The sequence below is a fragment of the Acidaminococcus intestini DSM 21505 genome (assembly GCF_000425045.1).
GTDB lineage: Bacteria > Bacillota > Negativicutes > Acidaminococcales > Acidaminococcaceae > Acidaminococcus > Acidaminococcus intestini.
This window is the reverse complement of record NZ_AULA01000001.1, coordinates 1-17,611: the sequence shown is the minus strand read 5'-3', so window position 1 is coordinate 17,611 and position 17,611 is coordinate 1. Positions and strand designations below refer to the sequence as shown.

Sequence of the window (17,611 nt, the reverse complement as noted above, 5' to 3'; positions counted from 1 at the left end):
AAAGGAGTTTTACCATGAACTATCTTGTACTTTATTCCTCCCGCACAGGAAATACGCGCATGGTGGCCCGAGCCATCCAAAAGGCCCTGCCGGAAGGCACGCCCTGCGTTGATATCAAGGACCTCAAGGAAAGCCTGCCCGAGGGCACCACTTCCTATGACTGTGTCTTCATGGGCTACTGGGTCGATAAGGGAACCGCCGATGAAGCAAGCCGCACTATCCTAAAAAGCCTTGACAATCCCTATATTGCCCTTTTTGCAACCTTGGGCGCCGACCCTAAGAGCCCCCATGCTATGAAAAGTTTGGAACAGGGTGCCGCCTGTCTGCCGGATGGGAAAAAACCCCTAGGCGCATTCATCTGTCAGGGCAAAGTAGATCCCAAGCTTATTGAAGCGATGTACCGCATGTTCCCCAGTGACAATATCCATGGGAAGAATCCCAAAAATGAAGCCCGTCACAAGGCCGCCTCCACCCATCCTGATGAAAAGGATTTGAGCGATGCCGCTCATTTTGCCCATGAAATCCAGCTCATGGTGGAAGAGGGACGGAAATGACGGTCAAAGATCTAGCTGCTTATATAGCAGCCCTGCCGGAAGAGGAACGGATCCTGCAGTTTGGTAAAAAGGCGGCAGATCCCTTGCAAGGGGCTTTCCGCCATAAGCGTGTTGTCCACGCCGGCCTCAAGGGGCGCATGATTCCGCCCGATAAGGCTCAGGCGCGTTGGAATGCCCTCATGGAGCGTCCCGTAGAAGGAAATCCGCTGCAAATGGCCTATCTTCACATCCCCTTCTGCAAGACCAAATGCCTGTACTGCGGCTTCTTTCAAAACGGGACGGATATGTCCGTCGAGGATCGTTATGTGGACCATCTCCTTATGGAACTTGCTCAGGATGCCGATAAACCGAGGCTTCAAAGTGCGCCCATCCAGTCCGTCTTCATTGGCGGCGGCACACCGACAAGTCTATCTCCCTCCAACATCCGGCGTTTATTGCGCGCTATCCGTAAGACCCTGCCCCTTGCCAACGACTATGAACTTACCCTCGAAGGGCGCGTCCATGACCTTGTGGAAGAAAAAATGGATGTCTGGATGGAAGAAGGCGTCAACCGCATCTCCCTGGGTGTCCAGTCCTTTGACACGAAGGTTCGTCAGCAAGTGGGCCGCATCGATACGGGAGAAGAAGTCATGAAGCGGCTCCAGAAGCTCAGCGCCTACAATCAGTGCGCCGTCATCATTGACCTCATGTATGGCCTGCCAGACCAGACCCTTGACGTGTGGCAGGAAGACCTGCACCATCTTGTGGAAAGCGGTGTCGATGGGGCGGACCTCTACCAGCTTGACGTCTTTGAAAATAGCGACCTTCATAAGCGCATCGAAGAAGGTCGCCTTTCGCCGGCGGCCACAACCCTCATGCAGACGGAGATGTTCCGTATAGGAAGACGCTATATGGCCCAATGGGGCTGCAAGCGGATCAGCCACTGCCACTGGGCTAAAAACAATCGGGAACGGAGCCTGTACAATACCCTTGCCCGCAGCGGAACCCATCTGTTTCCTTTTGGCTGCGGCGCCGGCGGTCATGTGGACGGCGTATCGACCATGCTTCACCGCGTATTGGGGCCCTATGAAGGTATGGTGGCAAGGGGAGTGAAACCTTTTATGTTCCTTTCTGAAGTTTCCCCTTTTGCGGCCTATGAAGCCCGCGTCCAAGGAGAGATGAATCAGTGCCATCTAAATCTCGATGCCCTCATGGCGCTTGATCCGCGTCTTGTGAGCCTCTCCCACTTGGGAGACCTGTGGGAAGAATACGGATTATGGCACTTTAATGGAATCCAATATGACCTGACGGAAGCAGGCGAATTTTGGGTTGTGAATATGACCCAAACCCTCCTGGAATGTATCCAGTGGCTTCTGGGAGGAGAAAAAATCATGAACCATGCGCCGGTTGCGGCACAGGGATAATGCATCAAAAAGGACGGGGAATGCCTTTCTTCCCGTCCTTTTTCTGTGTCTTAGGGGAAAGCCCCATAGGGAAAGAAAAATGTGAAATTTTTGTGAAAAATTTCAATCTGTTTCATCCTTATGATTTCTTGATAAAAACAATGACTGTCTTCATAGAACATTTATTAATAAAGAATTTTCAAGAAAATAGTCTTATTTTTTGTACTCTATCAAGTGAGGTCCCCATTATATGGGAAAGGGTCCGTTTCATCCCAAATCAGAAAAAATTCCGCCAATAAGAATTGGTATTTATCAAAAATTTCCACTTAATAATGATTATAAATGTAACCTGTGATGGAACGGATTATCTTGGCAGCGTCTAGATGAGCCTTATTGTCATAAGGATATTTCATCATGTATAATACGACTATATTGCTTGTTTTTAATGGAAATGAGCGGGAAATATTGGCAACAAACAGCAATTGATTAGGTTATTTACCCTCATTGTGGGGGAGAAAGCGAGGAAAACGGCATCATGGCTTCACAAAACCACATATGGTCACCTTATGGCGTCAGTATCAATCAGGATCCCTTCTATGATGATGGAAACAGTCCGGAGGAATCCTTCCAAAACTTGATGACCCAATTCAGTCAGCATCTTGATGGAAAACGGGTCTATATTTTGGAAAAGATTGGTCCTGACAGTTTTATTATGACCTATGAATGGAAGGTTTCCGCTGTTTCAGAGCGGGAAATGCATCAAGTCTTCACGGCCTCCCAGATTGAAGCCCGTTTTCCCCATATTTGGACACAAGAGGTCGTAGAGACGGAAAAGGCCTATGCGGCCCCTTTGAAGCGTCATGGCAACATCATTGGCATCATCGGGTTTGATAAGGACCCGGATAAGCCGCACCATGACAGTTCACAATCGGTTCGGCTGCTTGGTTTTTTTGTCTCGACCCTTCTTTACAATTGGAAGCTCATTGAACGGCTCCAGGTTCTCGGTTATACAGATCCCTTGACCGGGGTAGGCAATTTCAATCGGCTTCTTTCCGCCCTCGACCATTTATCGGATGAAACAAGCTTGGGTGTCATTTTTGCTGATGTTTCGGGGCTTAAGAAGATCAATGATAATTATGGCCATGAGGCGGGCAATGACCTTTTGACCCGGGTTACGGGGACCTTGATCCAGGTCTTTGATAAAAAGCAGGTGTTTCGCGTTGGTGGGGATGAATTCATCATTCTCGATGATGGCATCAAGGAAGCGTCCTTTCTGGAAAAGGTCAGGGAAATCCGTATGCTCATGGCGTCCCGGTGCATCAATCTTGCCGTGGGCGTTGTATGGGTTCCGCAGTTTTCGATGGATTTTTCCGTCTTGAAAGAAAAAGCCGACCGCCGTATGTACGAGGAGAAAAGGGCATTCTATGAAAAAATGGGACAGGAGGCCCCCGTATACCATCAAAACAGCGCGGAGGAACTGTCCCTTCGCATCAACTGCGATACCGTGCCTTCGCCATTTTTTGTCTTCGCCGTGGAACGTGATAGCGTGGGGGCAATTAAAAACATTCGCATCAAGGTCGTGAACCAGGCCTTTGCCGACCTTTTTAACATGCGTCCTGAACGCTGGACCAATCGTTCCATCATGCCGCTGCTCAAGGCTCCGGATCAGCCCCTGTGGGCGTATATCCATAAAATGGCCAATGAAAAGGAAAATGTAACCTTTCGCATCAAGAGCCAGTTTCTCCAGGAAGAGATGTTGATTTCCATGAAGATGACGTCTCCTTATTATGGGACCCTCGTCATGATGCCCCTCGGCCAGAAATAGTAAGTGCCGTGTCTTTGAAGAAGAAGGTGTTCCTATGAATGTTCAAGCATACGACATTGCCAAATTAAAGGAAGCGCAGGGAAATCGTCTGGACAGTACCAGTGATTTCTGGATGCAGGCCGAACAGCTCCAAAAGGAACTTCTCCAGCAGGGGAAGAAGGCCTGCTACATTTTCCTTGATCTTGAAAATTTTCGATTCATCAATATGCAGGGGGATATCAGTGAAGGGGCCCATTTGCTCACGGAAGTGTCTGCCCTGATCCATCAGACCTTTCCCGATGCCCTGATTACGCGCGGTGCCTCCATACAGTTTGCGGTTGTGACCGGGGTCCCGGATGTGCGGGAGCGGCTGATCCATCTCCATAAGAAGGCGCTTTCCCTGCGCAGCAACAATCAGCTTGACTTAAAGGCAGGCATATTCATTGTTTCCAATCCCCAGATCAGCCCCATTACCGCTTCGGATTATGCCAAAGCAGCCTGTGCCCATATCAAAAAGGACTATCAGGCGGTTTACCGGGAATATGACGAAGACCTTCAAAAACATTTGGCCATTGATCACTATGTGGTGACCCATTTGGAAGAGGCCCTGAAAAACCACGATATTAAGGTTTTCTTCCAGCCCATTATCCGGACCTTGACCTGTAAGGCCTGTGCGGCAGAAGCCTTGGCTCGTTGGGATGCCCCCCAGTATGGCCATTTGCTGCCCTCTATCTTCATCAAACCGCTTGAGGCTACACAGCTGATCACCAAATTGGATCTTTATGTTGCCGAAGAAGTCTGCCGTCTTTATGAGGACCTTCAGCTCCGGCCCGATGTCAATTTGCCCATTTCCATCAATTTTTCCCGCAGTGATTTCCAGAATTGTGAGATCCGCAGGGAGCTCGACCGGCTCCGAGCAGAATATCACGTGCCGGACCATGCTCTGTGCGTGGAGGTTACGGAACGTGATTTCTGTGATGATGTATCAGTCCTCAAGGACCAGATCAAGGATCTGCGGGATCATGGCTATGAAGTCTGGATGGATGATTTTGGAAGCGGTTTTTCCTCTTTGAGTCTCCTCAAGGATCTGGATGTGGATCTGGTCAAGTTTGACTTGCGCTTTCTTGTGGGCAGTGCCCATATCAACCGGGGAAACTTCATCATCGGGGCCCTCATTGCCATGGTCAAGCAGCTGGGGATGAAGACTCTTGTAGAAGGGGTTGAAACCGAAGCGCAGTTGGAGTATCTCCAAAGCGTGGGCTGTGAACGGATGCAGGGATATCTCTACAGCCGGCCCATCCCGTTTGCCCAACTGCTGGATCTTGCCATCTGGGATACGGATGAAACGGCATCCAATTGCCGGTATTACAATGCCGTAGGCTGCTGCAACATGGTGCAGGCCATGCCGGAACCGGTTTCCCATGGCAAGGACGAACGGCTGGTCCTTCCCTCCCTGCCTGCCTGCATCGTCGAATATCAGGCGGGGAAGCTGAGCCTTCTTGAAACGAACGCGGCCTTTACGGCGCGGGAAGGGCAGCTGGCATTTCGTGATTCCGCGGCTTTCAATGAATATATGGGACAGGCAGGGACTTTTTACCGTAGGAACCTTCTGCAGGCCATTAAGCAGTGTCAGGATACGCAAATGGGCATCACCATTGAGGTCCTCAGTCATAATGAAGTCTGTACCCTGCGCATTGACCCTATTGCCCAAAATGAGTCAAATGGAGCGGAAGCTTTTCTCATCATCCTGACCGGTGTCCGCACGTCGGCTTTCAAGGATCGAAAGGCGGCTGTCCAGAGCATCATGAATGGGATTTTTTCCCTTTTTGACAGCTTCTTTGCCCTTAACCTGACAACCCAGACCGTCCATCGGATCAAGGTGGGAATGAGCGTGATCGATGAAATCGAGCGGCTGCCCCTGCCTTTGTTTTTGCGGGAATGGGCAAGGCGGCACGTTTTCTCGGAAGATTGGAAGCGCTTTCTGCAGTTTTATGATTTAGCCACTTTGGTCACTCGCATCAATGAATCAGGATGTGGCTATCTTTCCACTTTTTTTAGGGTCACGAGCAGTGAACAGGAAAATCGCAATGGCTGGCAGCTCCATTTGGTCTGGCTCTCAGGGGAGCCTTCTGATGTCAAGGTCTATTGCGGAACGGTCAACCTGCGCCATTTCATGGGGGTCCAGATGCCTCGTCCCATGGAACCTATTTTGGCGCGAAACAAGCTGGTCCCATCTCCCCAGCTGGATAAGATGGATGCCATTTTGCCAGAGGTCCTCTGGGAAGCCATGCTCCATTTACCGGAAATGAACGTGTACTGGAAAGATGTCAGGGGCCGCTTCCTGGGGGCCAATGATGCTTTTTTGCATTATTTCAATCTTTCTTCCCTGGATGATATCCTCGGTCAGTCGGAAGAGGAACTGGGCTGGAATGTAGAATTTGACCCCACCTACCGGGAAGAGGAAATGCTCCTTGGGCAGATTCCGGTCATTTCGGAGGAAAAGGTCCACTGCATGGCCAAAGGTATGATCCGCACGGTCATGATGAACAAGATTCCCCTCATTGAAGGCGGACGAATTGTCGGCAGTCTTTCTTGGTTCCGCGATGTGACCCGTTTCACCCAGATCCAGGCAGAACTCAAGAAAAAAAGCGTTATAGATGCCTTGACAGGCGCATTGAACTACCAAGGGTTCAAGGAAACACAGTCCCATTTTGTGGATAATTATCAAAAGTGGGACCTTGACTTCATCTTGATCTATATGGACCTGGATGATTTTAAACACTGCAATGATGCCTATGGTCATGGGTTTGGCGATATGGTCCTTCAGGAAGGGGTCAAACGTTTGCAGAAGATCTTTAACCATTATGGGGTCGTTGCCCGTGTGGGAGGCGATGAGTTCATTGCCCTCCTGCCTATTGTTGGATCCGAAGACATCCGCCGGATCAAGCAGGAAATCCAGCAGTCCCTCAAAGCGCCCCTGTCCATTGACGGTAGGTCCTATCTGGGTGGAATATCCGTGGGCATTGCCCGCTATTCGGAAACAGAGGACATGGATGCCCTGCAGGAACTTGCTGATCAGCGGATGTACGAAGATAAGAAAAAACGTAAGAAAATGAAGGATCTTACCTATGGATACCTAGTGACCACGGAAGGAAATTAACGTGAGGTTATATCGAATTGATTATCCTAAAATCCTTTGGGGGATTGTGCTCCTAAGCCTCCCTTTTGCGATGCCCCGTGCTGCCGAAGCTGAACCGACTCGAAAAGAGACGGCACGGCAAGTGGGACTGGCCCTTTCTCAGGCGGATGCCCCGACCCGTCAGGAAGCGGTGAAAAAACAGCTGGCAGCCTTTTCTGAACTGTCGCGCCTTACGGCCCGGGAAGCGGCCATGGTAAGCGTCCTTGAAAAGGAATACAAACGAGCCTATTCAGCCTATGAAAAAGCTCAGCAAGCGCTTGAAGAGACGGAAAAAAAGAAGATCTACGCGTCCCTTCAAAGCGGCGATGAAGCAGTGATGGCCCCCCTTGAAAAAGAAGCTTCGCATCGGGAAAAAATCCTTACAGATGCCAGCGTCCGTCTTGCTCTCATCAAAAGAAGGCTCGAGCCGGCAAGAAGCCAACTTGCAGCCTTGACGGCAAGAAGGGATGGGGTGCTGGATGAAATGGCAGGCCTTGTGTCGCCAAAAAAAGCGCCTTTGGGAGTTCTTCCTCCTGCATCAACTGACGCGGCAATCTTGAAAGAAGGGAAAAATTTGGCAGAAGCCCCGTCCGCCCCGACGGAAACCTTGACGGACCTATCCCGCAAACAGGCTGAATATGCCGAAGAACTGGCAGACCTTGGCTATTATGAGGAAAAACGCGCTCAGGACCTCGCCGTCCTTGAAACGCCGGAACCGGCCGTCGATCTATCCAAAAGATTCAAGATTGATGGGGAACTTCGGATTGATAACAATGATACGTCCAACCATCATGCCGTCGATCCGGAACGGAAGCGGATCCAGTTCCCTGATGACCGGCTGCGGCTGCGCGCCAGGATCTACATGGATTACAACCTGGATAATAACTGGCATGCTATCGGGATGCTTGAAAGCGAGAAGGCCCTCCATGGCGATGACAGCATGAACGGGACCATTGATCTTGATCGGTACTACCTGAAAGGGGCTGTCGGAAAAGTCATGGTCATGGCCGGTGCTTTCGGTAAGACCTTGGCAGAGGGAAATATCTATGACAGCCGGTTCAAGGGCATACAAGTCGCCTATGGCGATCATCATCCCTGGTACTACGAAGGGGCTTTCGGCAAGGTCAATGAGGCCGATGAAGTTACGGCACTTACTGCCATTTACCAAAAAGGAGAGCACAAACTCTCTTTAGGGGCCTACGGGTTCCGCATGGATGGGGGCAACAACCGGAACATCGGCATGCTTGGTTATGAGATGCCTCTTGGTGGCTGGTGGCGTGTGGGAGCCCAGTATCTTTTGGGACACGATGAAACAGAGCCCGGCGGCAGCGGCGGTGTCTTTTCCTTGAGCCGCGGCGAGGAAAACAGCTGGGAAAAGGGCAACCTCTATACCTATGCCAAGTATTACTACCAGCCGCGGGCAACTTACGTGGAACATACCATGAATGGGGTGGCTGATTATATGCATGGCTTCAAGGGCTATGGACTGGGTCTGTCCTACACGCTGACCCGCGACTGGGTCCTGAGCCTTGAGTACGATGATTTGGAAGACCTTCAGTACGGGACGCGCAGCCGCACCCTCTGGGCAGGCCTTTCCTACTATTTCAAGAATTACGGGAATGAGGAACCTGAAGATCAGGATAAGACGGAAGGAACGAAATGAATGTCTTTGGCGGCCTTGTCTGTCAAAGTGAAAGGAAAAAGAGGAAATAAGGATGAATGCTATTGATCTATGCAGCGATCTGACCGCCAGAAAATCAAAACTGGCTGTCGTCGGATTGGGTTATGTGGGGCTGCCGCTGGCTGTCCAATTTGCCAAACACTATGACGTCATCGGTTTTGACACCAATGAAAAAAAGGTGGCCCGCTACAAGGCGGGCGTTGACGTGACAGGGGAGGCAGGGGACGCAGCCCTTAAGGAAACGGACTGCCAGTTTACGGCCCAGGAAGAAGCGCTGAAAGATGCGCGTTTTTTTGTCATCGCTGTCCCAACCCCACTCAATGGGGACAATACACCGGACCTGACGGCGGTCAAAGAGGCAACGGCCCTTGTGGCCCGCCATCTTTCCCGGGGCAGTATCGTCGTTTATGAATCAACTGTCTATCCCGGCGTGACAGAAGATATCTGCCGTCCTATCCTGGAGCGAGAAAGCGGATTTGCCTGCGGGCCTGATTTTAAGATTGGCTATTCACCGGAACGCATCAATCCGGGCGACCGCCAGCACCGGCTTTTCAACATTGTCAAGATTGTCTCCGGAATGGACGGGGAAACGTTGGATGCAGTGGCTGACGTCTATGGATCCATCATTGAAGCTGGAATCTATCGCGCTCCCACCATTAAGGTCGCCGAAGCCGCCAAACTGGTCGAAAATTCCCAGCGGGATATCAATATTGCCCTCGTGAATGAATTTGCCATGGTCTTTAGCCAAATGGGCATTGAGACCAAGGAAGTCATCAAGGCCATGAATACCAAATGGAATGCTCTGGGTTTTTATCCCGGTCTTGTAGGGGGACACTGCATCGGCATCGATCCCTACTATTTTGTCTACCAGGCCGAAACTTTGGGCTATCATTCCCAGGTTGTTTCCGCCGGACGCCGCATCAACAATGGCATGTCAAGTTTTGTGGTGCGCCAGGTCCTGACCCGGCTTCTGCAGGCCAAGATCGATATCTGCAGGGCCAATCTTTTCCTTTTTGGCATGACCTTCAAGGAAGACTGCCCTGATGTCCGAAATTCCCGGTCCTACGATGTTTATGAGGAATTCCGCAAGTGCGGCCTTTCTCCCAAAATGGTCGATCCCTGTGCCGATAAAGAAGAAGTCAGCCGTCTTTATGGGCTCGAACTGACGCCCTTGGAAGCTGTTCATGATGCGGACTGCATTGTTTTTTTGGTCCAGCATGAAGTCTTCCGAAAGCTGCAGATCGACGAGGCGGCAAGCTTGTTCCGCCGGCCAAAACCAGGACAGAAACAGGTCCTCATTGACGTCAAGGGCATGTTTGAACGGAAAGCTTTTGAAGAAAAAGGATTTCTTTACTGGAGTCTATAAAAGGAAGTGCCCATGAAAAGTGAAACCAAACTAAAAGTGGGACTGGGCCTTGTCTTTTGTCTTTTCCTTGGGGGCGGAATGTATGTCATCAAGGGAATGGTAAAAGACCTCAATGCCCGGGACATCACGCGGTTCATGGCTGAACCGGCTGCTTCCTACGAGGCTTCGGAAGACGCCGTCAAAAAGGCGGTTGAACGCTATCAACAGGGCATTGGACCGGCCCGTCTCCTTGCTCGTCCTGACTCTTCTTCGGTACTCCTTGTTTTTGATGGACTGCCCTCCAAGACGGATACCGAGCGGCTTCTTGCGGTTCTTCGCAGCCATCAGGTGAAGGCCTTGTTCTTTGTAGAAGGGGAAAATGCGGCCATGGACAAGGAGCTTGTGCGCAAGATCAAAGGAGAAGGTCATTTGCTGGGAAACTTTACCTTCCATGGACAGGCCCAGGCAGAGACCCTGCCGCTTGCTAAGTTTATGGCGGAAGCTGTGGCTGCCCAGACGGCCCTAACGGATCTTACCGGGTCAGCTCCGCAATATATGCGGGCCCCAAGAACGAAGGTTACGGCCGACCTTCTGGTAAGGACAGCCGCGGCTGGTCTTCCCGTATATGTAGATACACCCCTCCTGTTTTACCCCAGTCAGATGGCAACCAAAGACAACGTCAAAACATTTGCCCTTGGCGTGGGTGGGGGGAGCATCCTTGCCGTGGAAAGCGGCGTTCCCGTCGTGGGCGGACCTAAAAAGCCCAAGGTCCAAACCGGGAAAAATGGGCCCATCGAGCACCCGCCCACAGTCAAGGACCGTCCCGAAAAAGCGGCTTCGGACGGGGCCAGTTTAGCGGAAAAAGTAGAGGTCTTGATTGAGTCCCTTCAACAGCGGGGCCTTAAGATTGTTGGATTGTAGGAGAAGGATTGTGAAAGAACATTGTGATGTCCTCACGAGGGAGAAAAAAGACCGTCGATTGTTATCCCATGTGCCGGATGCATCGGGCGTGCGCAGCCATCGGGACCGCCGCAGAGGAAACGGCGGCGGACGGGGCCCTGAGGATTTTGGTGCCTATATCAGGGAAGATGCTGCGGGACGGCGCTATCTCGTGGATTATGAAGTTACCGTCCGTGTAGAAAAGGACCGTATCAAGGCACGGGCCCTTGACATCTCAACAACGGGCATGCTTCTTCATGCCGAGCTAGGCTGTGACGAATCCTTGCTGACTGAAGGAACAACGCTTTCCCTTTCTTTTGAAATAACCCCGGGAACCCTGCCTGAAGGATACGAAATGAAAATCAAGGACCTAGGGGCCACGGTTGTTAGATCGTTCCATAAAGAGAATGCGGAGGGCCTTTTTATTGGCGTGCAGTTTGCGGACACGCTTGCCGAGTTTGCCAATAAAAAACGCGGCCGCTATATGCTGGGGCTTGCTTCGTTTTTCCTTTTTGTGGTTGTCTTTGTCATCATCATGATGCGGGCTGAATCGGTCCTTTATTTCCGGTTCAACAAGACTCTTTATTTATATAGCATCATTGCCGCTACCCTGCTGTTATCACGCTACCTTTTTGGCGCGCTCTACCGGCCTATGAAGGTGGATCCCGATTTTACGCCGGGGGTCACCATCATCATTCCTTGTTTTAACGAAGAGACGTGGATCGATCGGACCATCCTTTGCGCCATCAACCAAGATTATCCTCCTGAGCAGCTGGAAGTCATCGTTGTCGATGATCATTCCACGGACCATTCCTGTGAAGTGATCCAAAAGACCATTGATTCCCTGACCGCATCAGATCAGCTTTTCCACACGGACCAGCGGATCCGCTGGATCCGTCAGCCTCAGAATATGGGCAAGAGGGAAGCCATGGCCCGCGGAGCTGAGCTTTCCACAAAGCCCCTCCTCGTCTTTGTGGATTCAGACTCCTTTCTTGACCCTTATGCCGTCAGGAATCTTGTCCAACCCTTCAAGGACGAAAAGATGGGCGGCGTTTCGGGTAGGACTGACGTGGCCAATACCTATACCAATTCCCTGACCAAGATGCAGTCTGTCCGCTATTATATTGCCTTTCGCATCATGAAAGCGGCGGAAGGCTACTTTGATGCCGTGACCTGCCTGTCAGGACCGCTTTCGTGCTATCGCAAGGATCTTGTCCTTGCCCATAAGGAGGCGTGGTTGCACCAGACGTTCCTGGGACAGAAAGCGACCTTTGGGGACGACCGGAGCATGACGAACTTTATTCTCCGCGGACATCGCACAACTTATCAGGATACGGCTATCTGTTCCACCATTGTCCCCAATACCCACCGCATGTTCCTCCGGCAGCAGATGCGCTGGAAACGGTCCTGGCTGCGGGAATCCCTGATTGCGGCTCGTTATATGTGGAAAAAGGAACCGTTTGCCGCCATTTTCTTCTATATGGGATTTTTGGTTCCCATTATTGCTCCCATCATTGTGCTCTATAATGTCTTCTATGTCCCCATCATGTACCGAATTGTCCCCTTGGGCTTTTTTGTCGGGATGTTCCTGATGGCGGCCCTGATGAGTCTTGCCCAGCTTTTTTTGCGGCGGAGTACAACCTGGATTTATGGTCTGTGGTTCTGTATCTATTACGAGCTGGTCCTGCTCTGGCAGATGCCCGTGGCTTGGTTCACCTTCTGGAAATCCAATTGGGGGACCCGTCCCACACCTGCTGACGTAGGACCCCAAAAAGGAGGGAAGATGAAGCCATGAGCCTTGGAGATCATGCCTATACGGTGCTCAAGGACCGCCGCAAGAAACGGCGTGTCCTGATCCAGTTTATTATCCTCCTTTTGGTCTTATTGGGGATCTTTTATGCCTTCTTTTTCCTTAAATCCTATACGCCCTATGCTGAGGATGAGGAAAGTTCCACTCTCAATACGGGATTCATTGCCCTTTCCTATGGCGGCGTTGACCGGACGGGGCGAACCTCGGACCTTATTGGGGAACCTCTTTTAAATGACCATTTGGCGGCCCTTCGGAAAGCCGGCTATGTCACAGTCACCAGTAAAGACGTGGCCGCCTATTATCATGAAGGAAAACGCCTTCCGCCGCGGGCTTTGTATTTGATGTTTGAGGATGGGCGCCGGGATACGGCTATTTTTGCCCAAAAGAGCTTGGAAAAATATAATTTCCATGCCACCATGTTTTCCTATGCGGAAAAACTGGAATCCAAGGATCCCAAGTTCCTTAGCAAGCGGGACATGCAGTCCCTCATGGATTCGTCCTTCTGGGATATGGGAAGTGATGGGTACCGGCTGCACTTCATCAACGTCTTTGACCGCTACCACAATTATCTGGGCGAGCTGACGCCGCTGCAGTTTTCCATGCTGCGTTCCAGCCTGGGACGCAATTACAATCATTACCTCATGGATTATCTCCGCGATAAGGATGGCTATGCAAGGGAAAGCTACCAGCATATGGTGCGGCGGATCGATTTTGATTATATGAACCTTCGCGATACGTACCAGCGAGAATTAGGATTTGTCCCGGAAGCCTACGCCCTCATGCATGCCAACACCACCCAATTTGGCAACCAGGACGATGTGAGCGCGGTCAATGAAAAGTGGATCCGCCGGCTCTTTACCATCAATTTCAATCGGGAAGGCAGTTCATTCAATGCCCATAACAGCAGCCCTTACGACCTGACCCGCCTGGAACCGGGTACAAAATGGCCTGTCAATCACCTTTTGATGCGCGTTGCCGCCGATACGAAAAGCATGGGGAAGATTCCCTTTGAAGAAGGTGACGAAAAGCGCCAAAAAGCGTGGAAACGCTATTCTGGCGCCTCGGAAATCACGGGCAATTCCCTTATCCTTACGACGGCTCCCTATGGCATTGGGCTGACCGAACTATTGGGCAGCAAAGCGTATCAAAATTTCAGCTTATCCGTTCGTCTTACGGGCAACACCTTTGGCCGTCAGCAGCTGTTCCTGCGGGCAAGTGAAGACCTTTCACGATGCCTTATCGTGGAACTAAGCGGCGGCAGGCTCATCGTCACGGAACGGCGCCATGGGAAAGATACACCGCTCCTGCAGGAAAATGTGGATGTGCTCCTTGATAGGCCCCGTCTTTCTGTTGAAGAAGCTCAGAAGGAAGCGGAAGTCAAGGACTATGAGACACTTGCCCGTTATGCCCCGACTAGACAGGCTGCTGAGCGGTATGCCCAAAAAGCAGCGGCACGAAAGGCGAAACCAGCCCGTTCTGTCAAGGAGGGGGCTGCTCCCTATGAACCGAAGCTGGAACGAAATGCCCGGGAAAGCCACAGCCTCACCCTTTCCCTTCAGGATGATCAGCTGCTCATCACCCTCGATGGGAAAGCCCTTGATCCGCTATCCGTCCTGATCCTTGATCCGGGTTGTCTATTTTTGGGGGCGGACATGGGGAAAAATGAAAGCTGGAGCCAAAAGAACCAGGCTGAAAGTGTGTATGACGCGACTTTTGAAGACCTTGTTATCCATTCCCAAACGGGCCTTGATCCCGAAAAGGAGCAGGTCCTTTATTCTCTTAAGCTGTCTGGCCTTGACCGGTTCCGGTATGAAGCCGGGCAATACTGGGAAGACATCTTGAATTGGTTCCTTCGTTATATCTAAAAGAAAGGGGAATTTACTGCCCTATGATCACTTTTCATCGACACCGCTGGGCTTTCTTTCTGGTCTTCATGGTCTTTTTGAGTCTAGTAGGTCCCACCCGGGAAGGCATGAGTGCTCACTTGTCCCTTTCGGCATGGATTCCCTATTGGAACCGGGCAGAAGGGGAAAAAGAAGCCCAGGTCCTTCAGGACCGCCTCCAGGACATTTCATATTTTGCCGCGTATTTTAATGACCGAAAGGAATTGGTTTTCCCTGAAAGGTTCCAAAAACCAGCGATTTCTGCAGACGGGGCCTATCTTACCATTGTCAATGATGTGGTTTTCCCAGATGGAACGAGCCGCTTAAAGGATACGGAACAATTAGCCAGCCTTCTTGCAACCGGAAAGAGCCGCAAAAAGCATGCTGTATCCATTCTTGATCTTGCGGAAAAGCACGGCTTTTCAGGCGTCGAAATCGACTATGAAACCCTTTGGAAAAAGGGCGATACCCGTCTTCAGGAACACTTCCTGCGTTTTCTTTCTGAACTGGAAACGCAGGCTGCACGGCGCCATCTCAAGGTCCGCGTCATCCTGGAACCGTCGGCGCCATTTGGTGCCCCTTTCCCGAAGAACATTGAATATGTCGTCATGGCCTATAACCTCCATGGTCCCCATAATGGCCCCGGCCCCAAGGCCGATCTGGCCTTTATTCGCAGAACGATGAAGAAGATGGATGCCCTCAGGGGGGAGGCCGCCCTTGCCTTTTCAATGGGTGGCGCAATCTGGAAGGACGGAAAAGAAGGCCGTTTCCTTTCTGAACAGGCGGCAGCGGCCCTTGCTGAACAATATGGAAAGGTTCCCCAGCGGGATGAAGCCAGCGCGGCCCTCCATTTTTCCTATGAAGCCGATGGACACACCATGACTGTTTGGTATGCTGACGTTACGACCCTTGAAGCCTGGAGCCAAGCGGCCCTGGAAGCTGGCTATCCCCACGTGTTCCTCTGGTCCCTCGGGGGCAGCGGCAATCTTTCACAGCTTGCTTCCCGTACAGGGGAAGGAGGGAAGGAGTAAACCGTGAAGAAACTCATCTTGCTGTACCTTTTCTGTCTGTGCGTTGGCTTTTCTTCCCTAAGCGAAGCCGGAAAGGCACTAACCATCATTCCAACAACCAAACAGGCCGTCATCTTTACCTTTGGCGGTCTGCAAAACGCCCAAACCGTAGCCGATGTACTCCAGCGAATGGATGAAGAAAAGCTGCGGGGCACCTTCTTTGTGACGGAGCGTGAACTGCGGGAAAATCAAGGAACCATTCGCCTCATCAAGAACCATGGCCAGGAAATTGGCATAGGTCTGCGCCCTGGGGACGCTCCTACACGGGACGCGGTCAAAGGGCAGCTGGAGCGCATAAGGACGCGTCTTCAAAAAGAATATGGCGTGACACCGACCGTGGTGCGGCAAATGTATGGCCCTTCCTCAGCCATTGTTGAGGACGTCGCTCGTGAAATGAACCTCACCTTGGTGGGACAGACACGCAATGTGGTCCTGACCCGGCTCAAAGACGCCATGTCAACGGATGAAATCATGAACGCTGTCTTCAAAAAATGGGACTTTTCCTTGGGACGGGGACAGATTCTCTATTTCCGTCTGGATTTTCTTTCGGATCCCACCCTTATCGGCAAAGTCATGACAAGGATCCATAAGGAAAAGGTCGACGTCAATACATACCGAACCTTCCAGGACCAACCGGAAGCAAATCCCCGGAACGATTCGTCCTACGAAGTCCTTTCCGTCAGCGATGTTCTCCGCGATACGGCAAAGCGCTGGACCTATCCCGTTCCTAAGGAGCGGATTCCCGAGGCCCTCCAGCCGGGAACCATTGCTTACCCTGTGGACCAGCATAATTTTTCCAAGGTCTTTTTGTCCCACTATATCGGCGCGCCGCAAGTTGACGATAAGGACCGGATGTACGGCCTCGATCAGGATGTGATCCGCAAAGCCGATAAAAGCGGCGTCATCAAGACGGCTCCTGAAAGGACCATTTTCCTGACCTTTGATGATTGGGGGACGGACAATACCATCAATCAGCTGCTTTATGTCCTTCGCAAACATAAGGTGCCGGCCACCTTTTTCATCATTACGCGCTACATGCCGAGCAATCCGAATCTATTACGGGCCATTGCAGAGGAAGGGCATACCATTGGAAGCCATACGGACCTTCATGCCGCCATGGCCTTTCGGGATAAAAAGGGAAAAATCGTAGAATCCCAAGATCCAGCAGCCTATGCGGAAAATGTGGCTGAGGCCTATCGAAAATTGGCAGAAACCGTAGGGGATGTCAAGGTCGGCGGCCGCTATAGCCTTTCCCGTCTTTTTCGTCCGCCCACCCTTGCCATAAGCGAGAACGGAGCCAAGGCGCTTTTCAACACAGGCTATACCTATTTGGTCTCTGGCTATGAAAGTACCGAGGATTATGCCGCCCACAGCCTTTCCCAATTGGTGGGGGCCATCAAGGCAGGAATCTATACGCCTCGGCAAAGGGTCCGCAAGGGTTCCATCATCATCATGCACATGAGCGGTACAGCCCGTTTCACTCCGCAGGCGCTGGATATCGTCCTCACCCAGAATGAACTGCTGCGGGAAGACGACCCCCGAAAATTCAAGGTGGGGTACCTGACCGATTATTTGGTCCCTGGATATGATCAAATGAAATAAAAAAAGACCGTGAAAAAAAATGAAATGTACCCTCTTTACTGGACACCCAGTAAGGAGGGTACATTTTGCGTTATACGACTGAATTTAAGCTGATGTGTGTAGAACTTTATCGTCAAGGTAAGTGGGTAAAAACACCTAAAGGAATTAAAACAGCAAATTTTCGTAACAAGATTCGTACTTGGAATCGTATCGAACAGGCTGGCGGACCGGGAGCATTGTGTCACAAAGCACATTACAAGGCATGGTCCCCAGAGGAGAAACTTGAATTGGTTTCACAAGTAAATGCCGGACAGTCAATGATGGCTGTCGCCTGTCAATATGGTATGAGCTATAGTCTTTTGTACCAATGGGTTCGTAAATACA

General features: G+C 51.2%; 12 protein-coding genes. All 12 read left to right on the top strand.

What is annotated here, in order from left to right:
* Positions 1-14: 14 nt before the first annotated feature.
* Complete coding sequence (locus H503_RS0100065) at positions 15-554, top strand: flavodoxin family protein (RefSeq protein ID WP_009016393.1); 540 nt, start codon at positions 15-17, stop codon at positions 552-554.
* On the top strand, positions 551-1,957 hold the full coding sequence (hutW, locus tag H503_RS0100060; RefSeq protein ID WP_009016394.1) for a heme anaerobic degradation radical SAM methyltransferase ChuW/HutW: 1,407 nt from the start codon (positions 551-553) through the stop codon (positions 1,955-1,957). Before H503_RS0100065 ends, hutW begins: the two co-directional genes overlap by 4 nt.
* Positions 1,958-2,471: 514 nt before the next feature.
* Positions 2,472-3,761, top strand: a complete 1,290-nt coding sequence (locus H503_RS0100050) for a GGDEF domain-containing protein (protein WP_026385356.1) — start codon at positions 2,472-2,474, stop codon at positions 3,759-3,761.
* Between the two features lie 34 nt (positions 3,762-3,795).
* A complete protein-coding gene (locus H503_RS0100045) occupies positions 3,796-6,900 on the top strand; it encodes an EAL domain-containing protein (RefSeq protein ID WP_026385355.1) in 3,105 nt (1,034 codons plus the stop codon).
* A 1-nt stretch (position 6,901) separates the two neighbouring features.
* A complete protein-coding gene (locus H503_RS0100040) occupies positions 6,902-8,581 on the top strand; it encodes a porin family protein (protein WP_026385354.1) in 1,680 nt (559 codons plus the stop codon).
* Between the two features lie 52 nt (positions 8,582-8,633).
* The gene (locus H503_RS0100035; protein ID WP_009014839.1) at positions 8,634-9,965 is read left to right on the top strand and encodes a nucleotide sugar dehydrogenase; all 1,332 of its coding nucleotides are present in this window, start codon (positions 8,634-8,636) and stop codon (positions 9,963-9,965) included.
* A gap of 12 nt (positions 9,966-9,977) precedes the next feature.
* Positions 9,978-10,865 (top strand): polysaccharide deacetylase family protein, encoded by an 888-nt coding sequence (locus H503_RS0100030; protein ID WP_016459608.1) that lies wholly within the window; start codon positions 9,978-9,980, stop codon positions 10,863-10,865.
* Between the two features lie 10 nt (positions 10,866-10,875).
* Positions 10,876-12,678 (top strand): glycosyltransferase, encoded by a 1,803-nt coding sequence (locus H503_RS0100025; RefSeq protein WP_016459607.1) that lies wholly within the window; start codon positions 10,876-10,878, stop codon positions 12,676-12,678.
* On the top strand, positions 12,675-14,558 hold the full coding sequence (locus H503_RS0100020) for a polysaccharide deacetylase family protein (RefSeq protein ID WP_009014836.1): 1,884 nt from the start codon (positions 12,675-12,677) through the stop codon (positions 14,556-14,558). Before H503_RS0100025 ends, H503_RS0100020 begins: the two co-directional genes overlap by 4 nt.
* 23 nt (positions 14,559-14,581) lie before the next feature.
* Positions 14,582-15,607, top strand: coding sequence for a glycosyl hydrolase family 18 protein (locus H503_RS0100015; RefSeq protein WP_009014835.1), 1,026 nt, complete (start codon positions 14,582-14,584; stop codon positions 15,605-15,607).
* 3 nt (positions 15,608-15,610) lie between these two features.
* Entirely contained in the window at positions 15,611-17,248 is a 1,638-nt protein-coding gene (locus tag H503_RS0100010) for a polysaccharide deacetylase family protein (protein WP_009014834.1), read from the top strand.
* Positions 17,249-17,313: 65 nt separating this feature from the next.
* A partial coding sequence (locus H503_RS0100005; protein ID WP_026385352.1) for a transposase occupies positions 17,314-17,611 on the top strand: 298 nt, incomplete at its 3' end.

What these genes read in the sequence shown, in the direction of transcription:
- H503_RS0100065 (WP_009016393.1), top strand. Translation starts at nt 15, where the DNA reads ATGAACTATCTTGTACTTTATTCCTCCCGCACAGGAAATACGCGCATG.
- hutW (WP_009016394.1), top strand. Translation starts at nt 551, where the DNA reads ATGACGGTCAAAGATCTAGCTGCTTATATAGCAGCCCTGCCGGAAGAG.
- H503_RS0100050 (WP_026385356.1), top strand. Translation starts at nt 2,472, where the DNA reads ATGGCTTCACAAAACCACATATGGTCACCTTATGGCGTCAGTATCAAT.
- H503_RS0100045 (WP_026385355.1), top strand. Translation starts at nt 3,796, where the DNA reads ATGAATGTTCAAGCATACGACATTGCCAAATTAAAGGAAGCGCAGGGA.
- H503_RS0100035 (WP_009014839.1), top strand. Translation starts at nt 8,634, where the DNA reads ATGAATGCTATTGATCTATGCAGCGATCTGACCGCCAGAAAATCAAAA.
- H503_RS0100030 (WP_016459608.1), top strand. Translation starts at nt 9,978, where the DNA reads ATGAAAAGTGAAACCAAACTAAAAGTGGGACTGGGCCTTGTCTTTTGT.
- H503_RS0100020 (WP_009014836.1), top strand. Translation starts at nt 12,675, where the DNA reads ATGAGCCTTGGAGATCATGCCTATACGGTGCTCAAGGACCGCCGCAAG.
- H503_RS0100015 (WP_009014835.1), top strand. Translation starts at nt 14,582, where the DNA reads ATGATCACTTTTCATCGACACCGCTGGGCTTTCTTTCTGGTCTTCATG.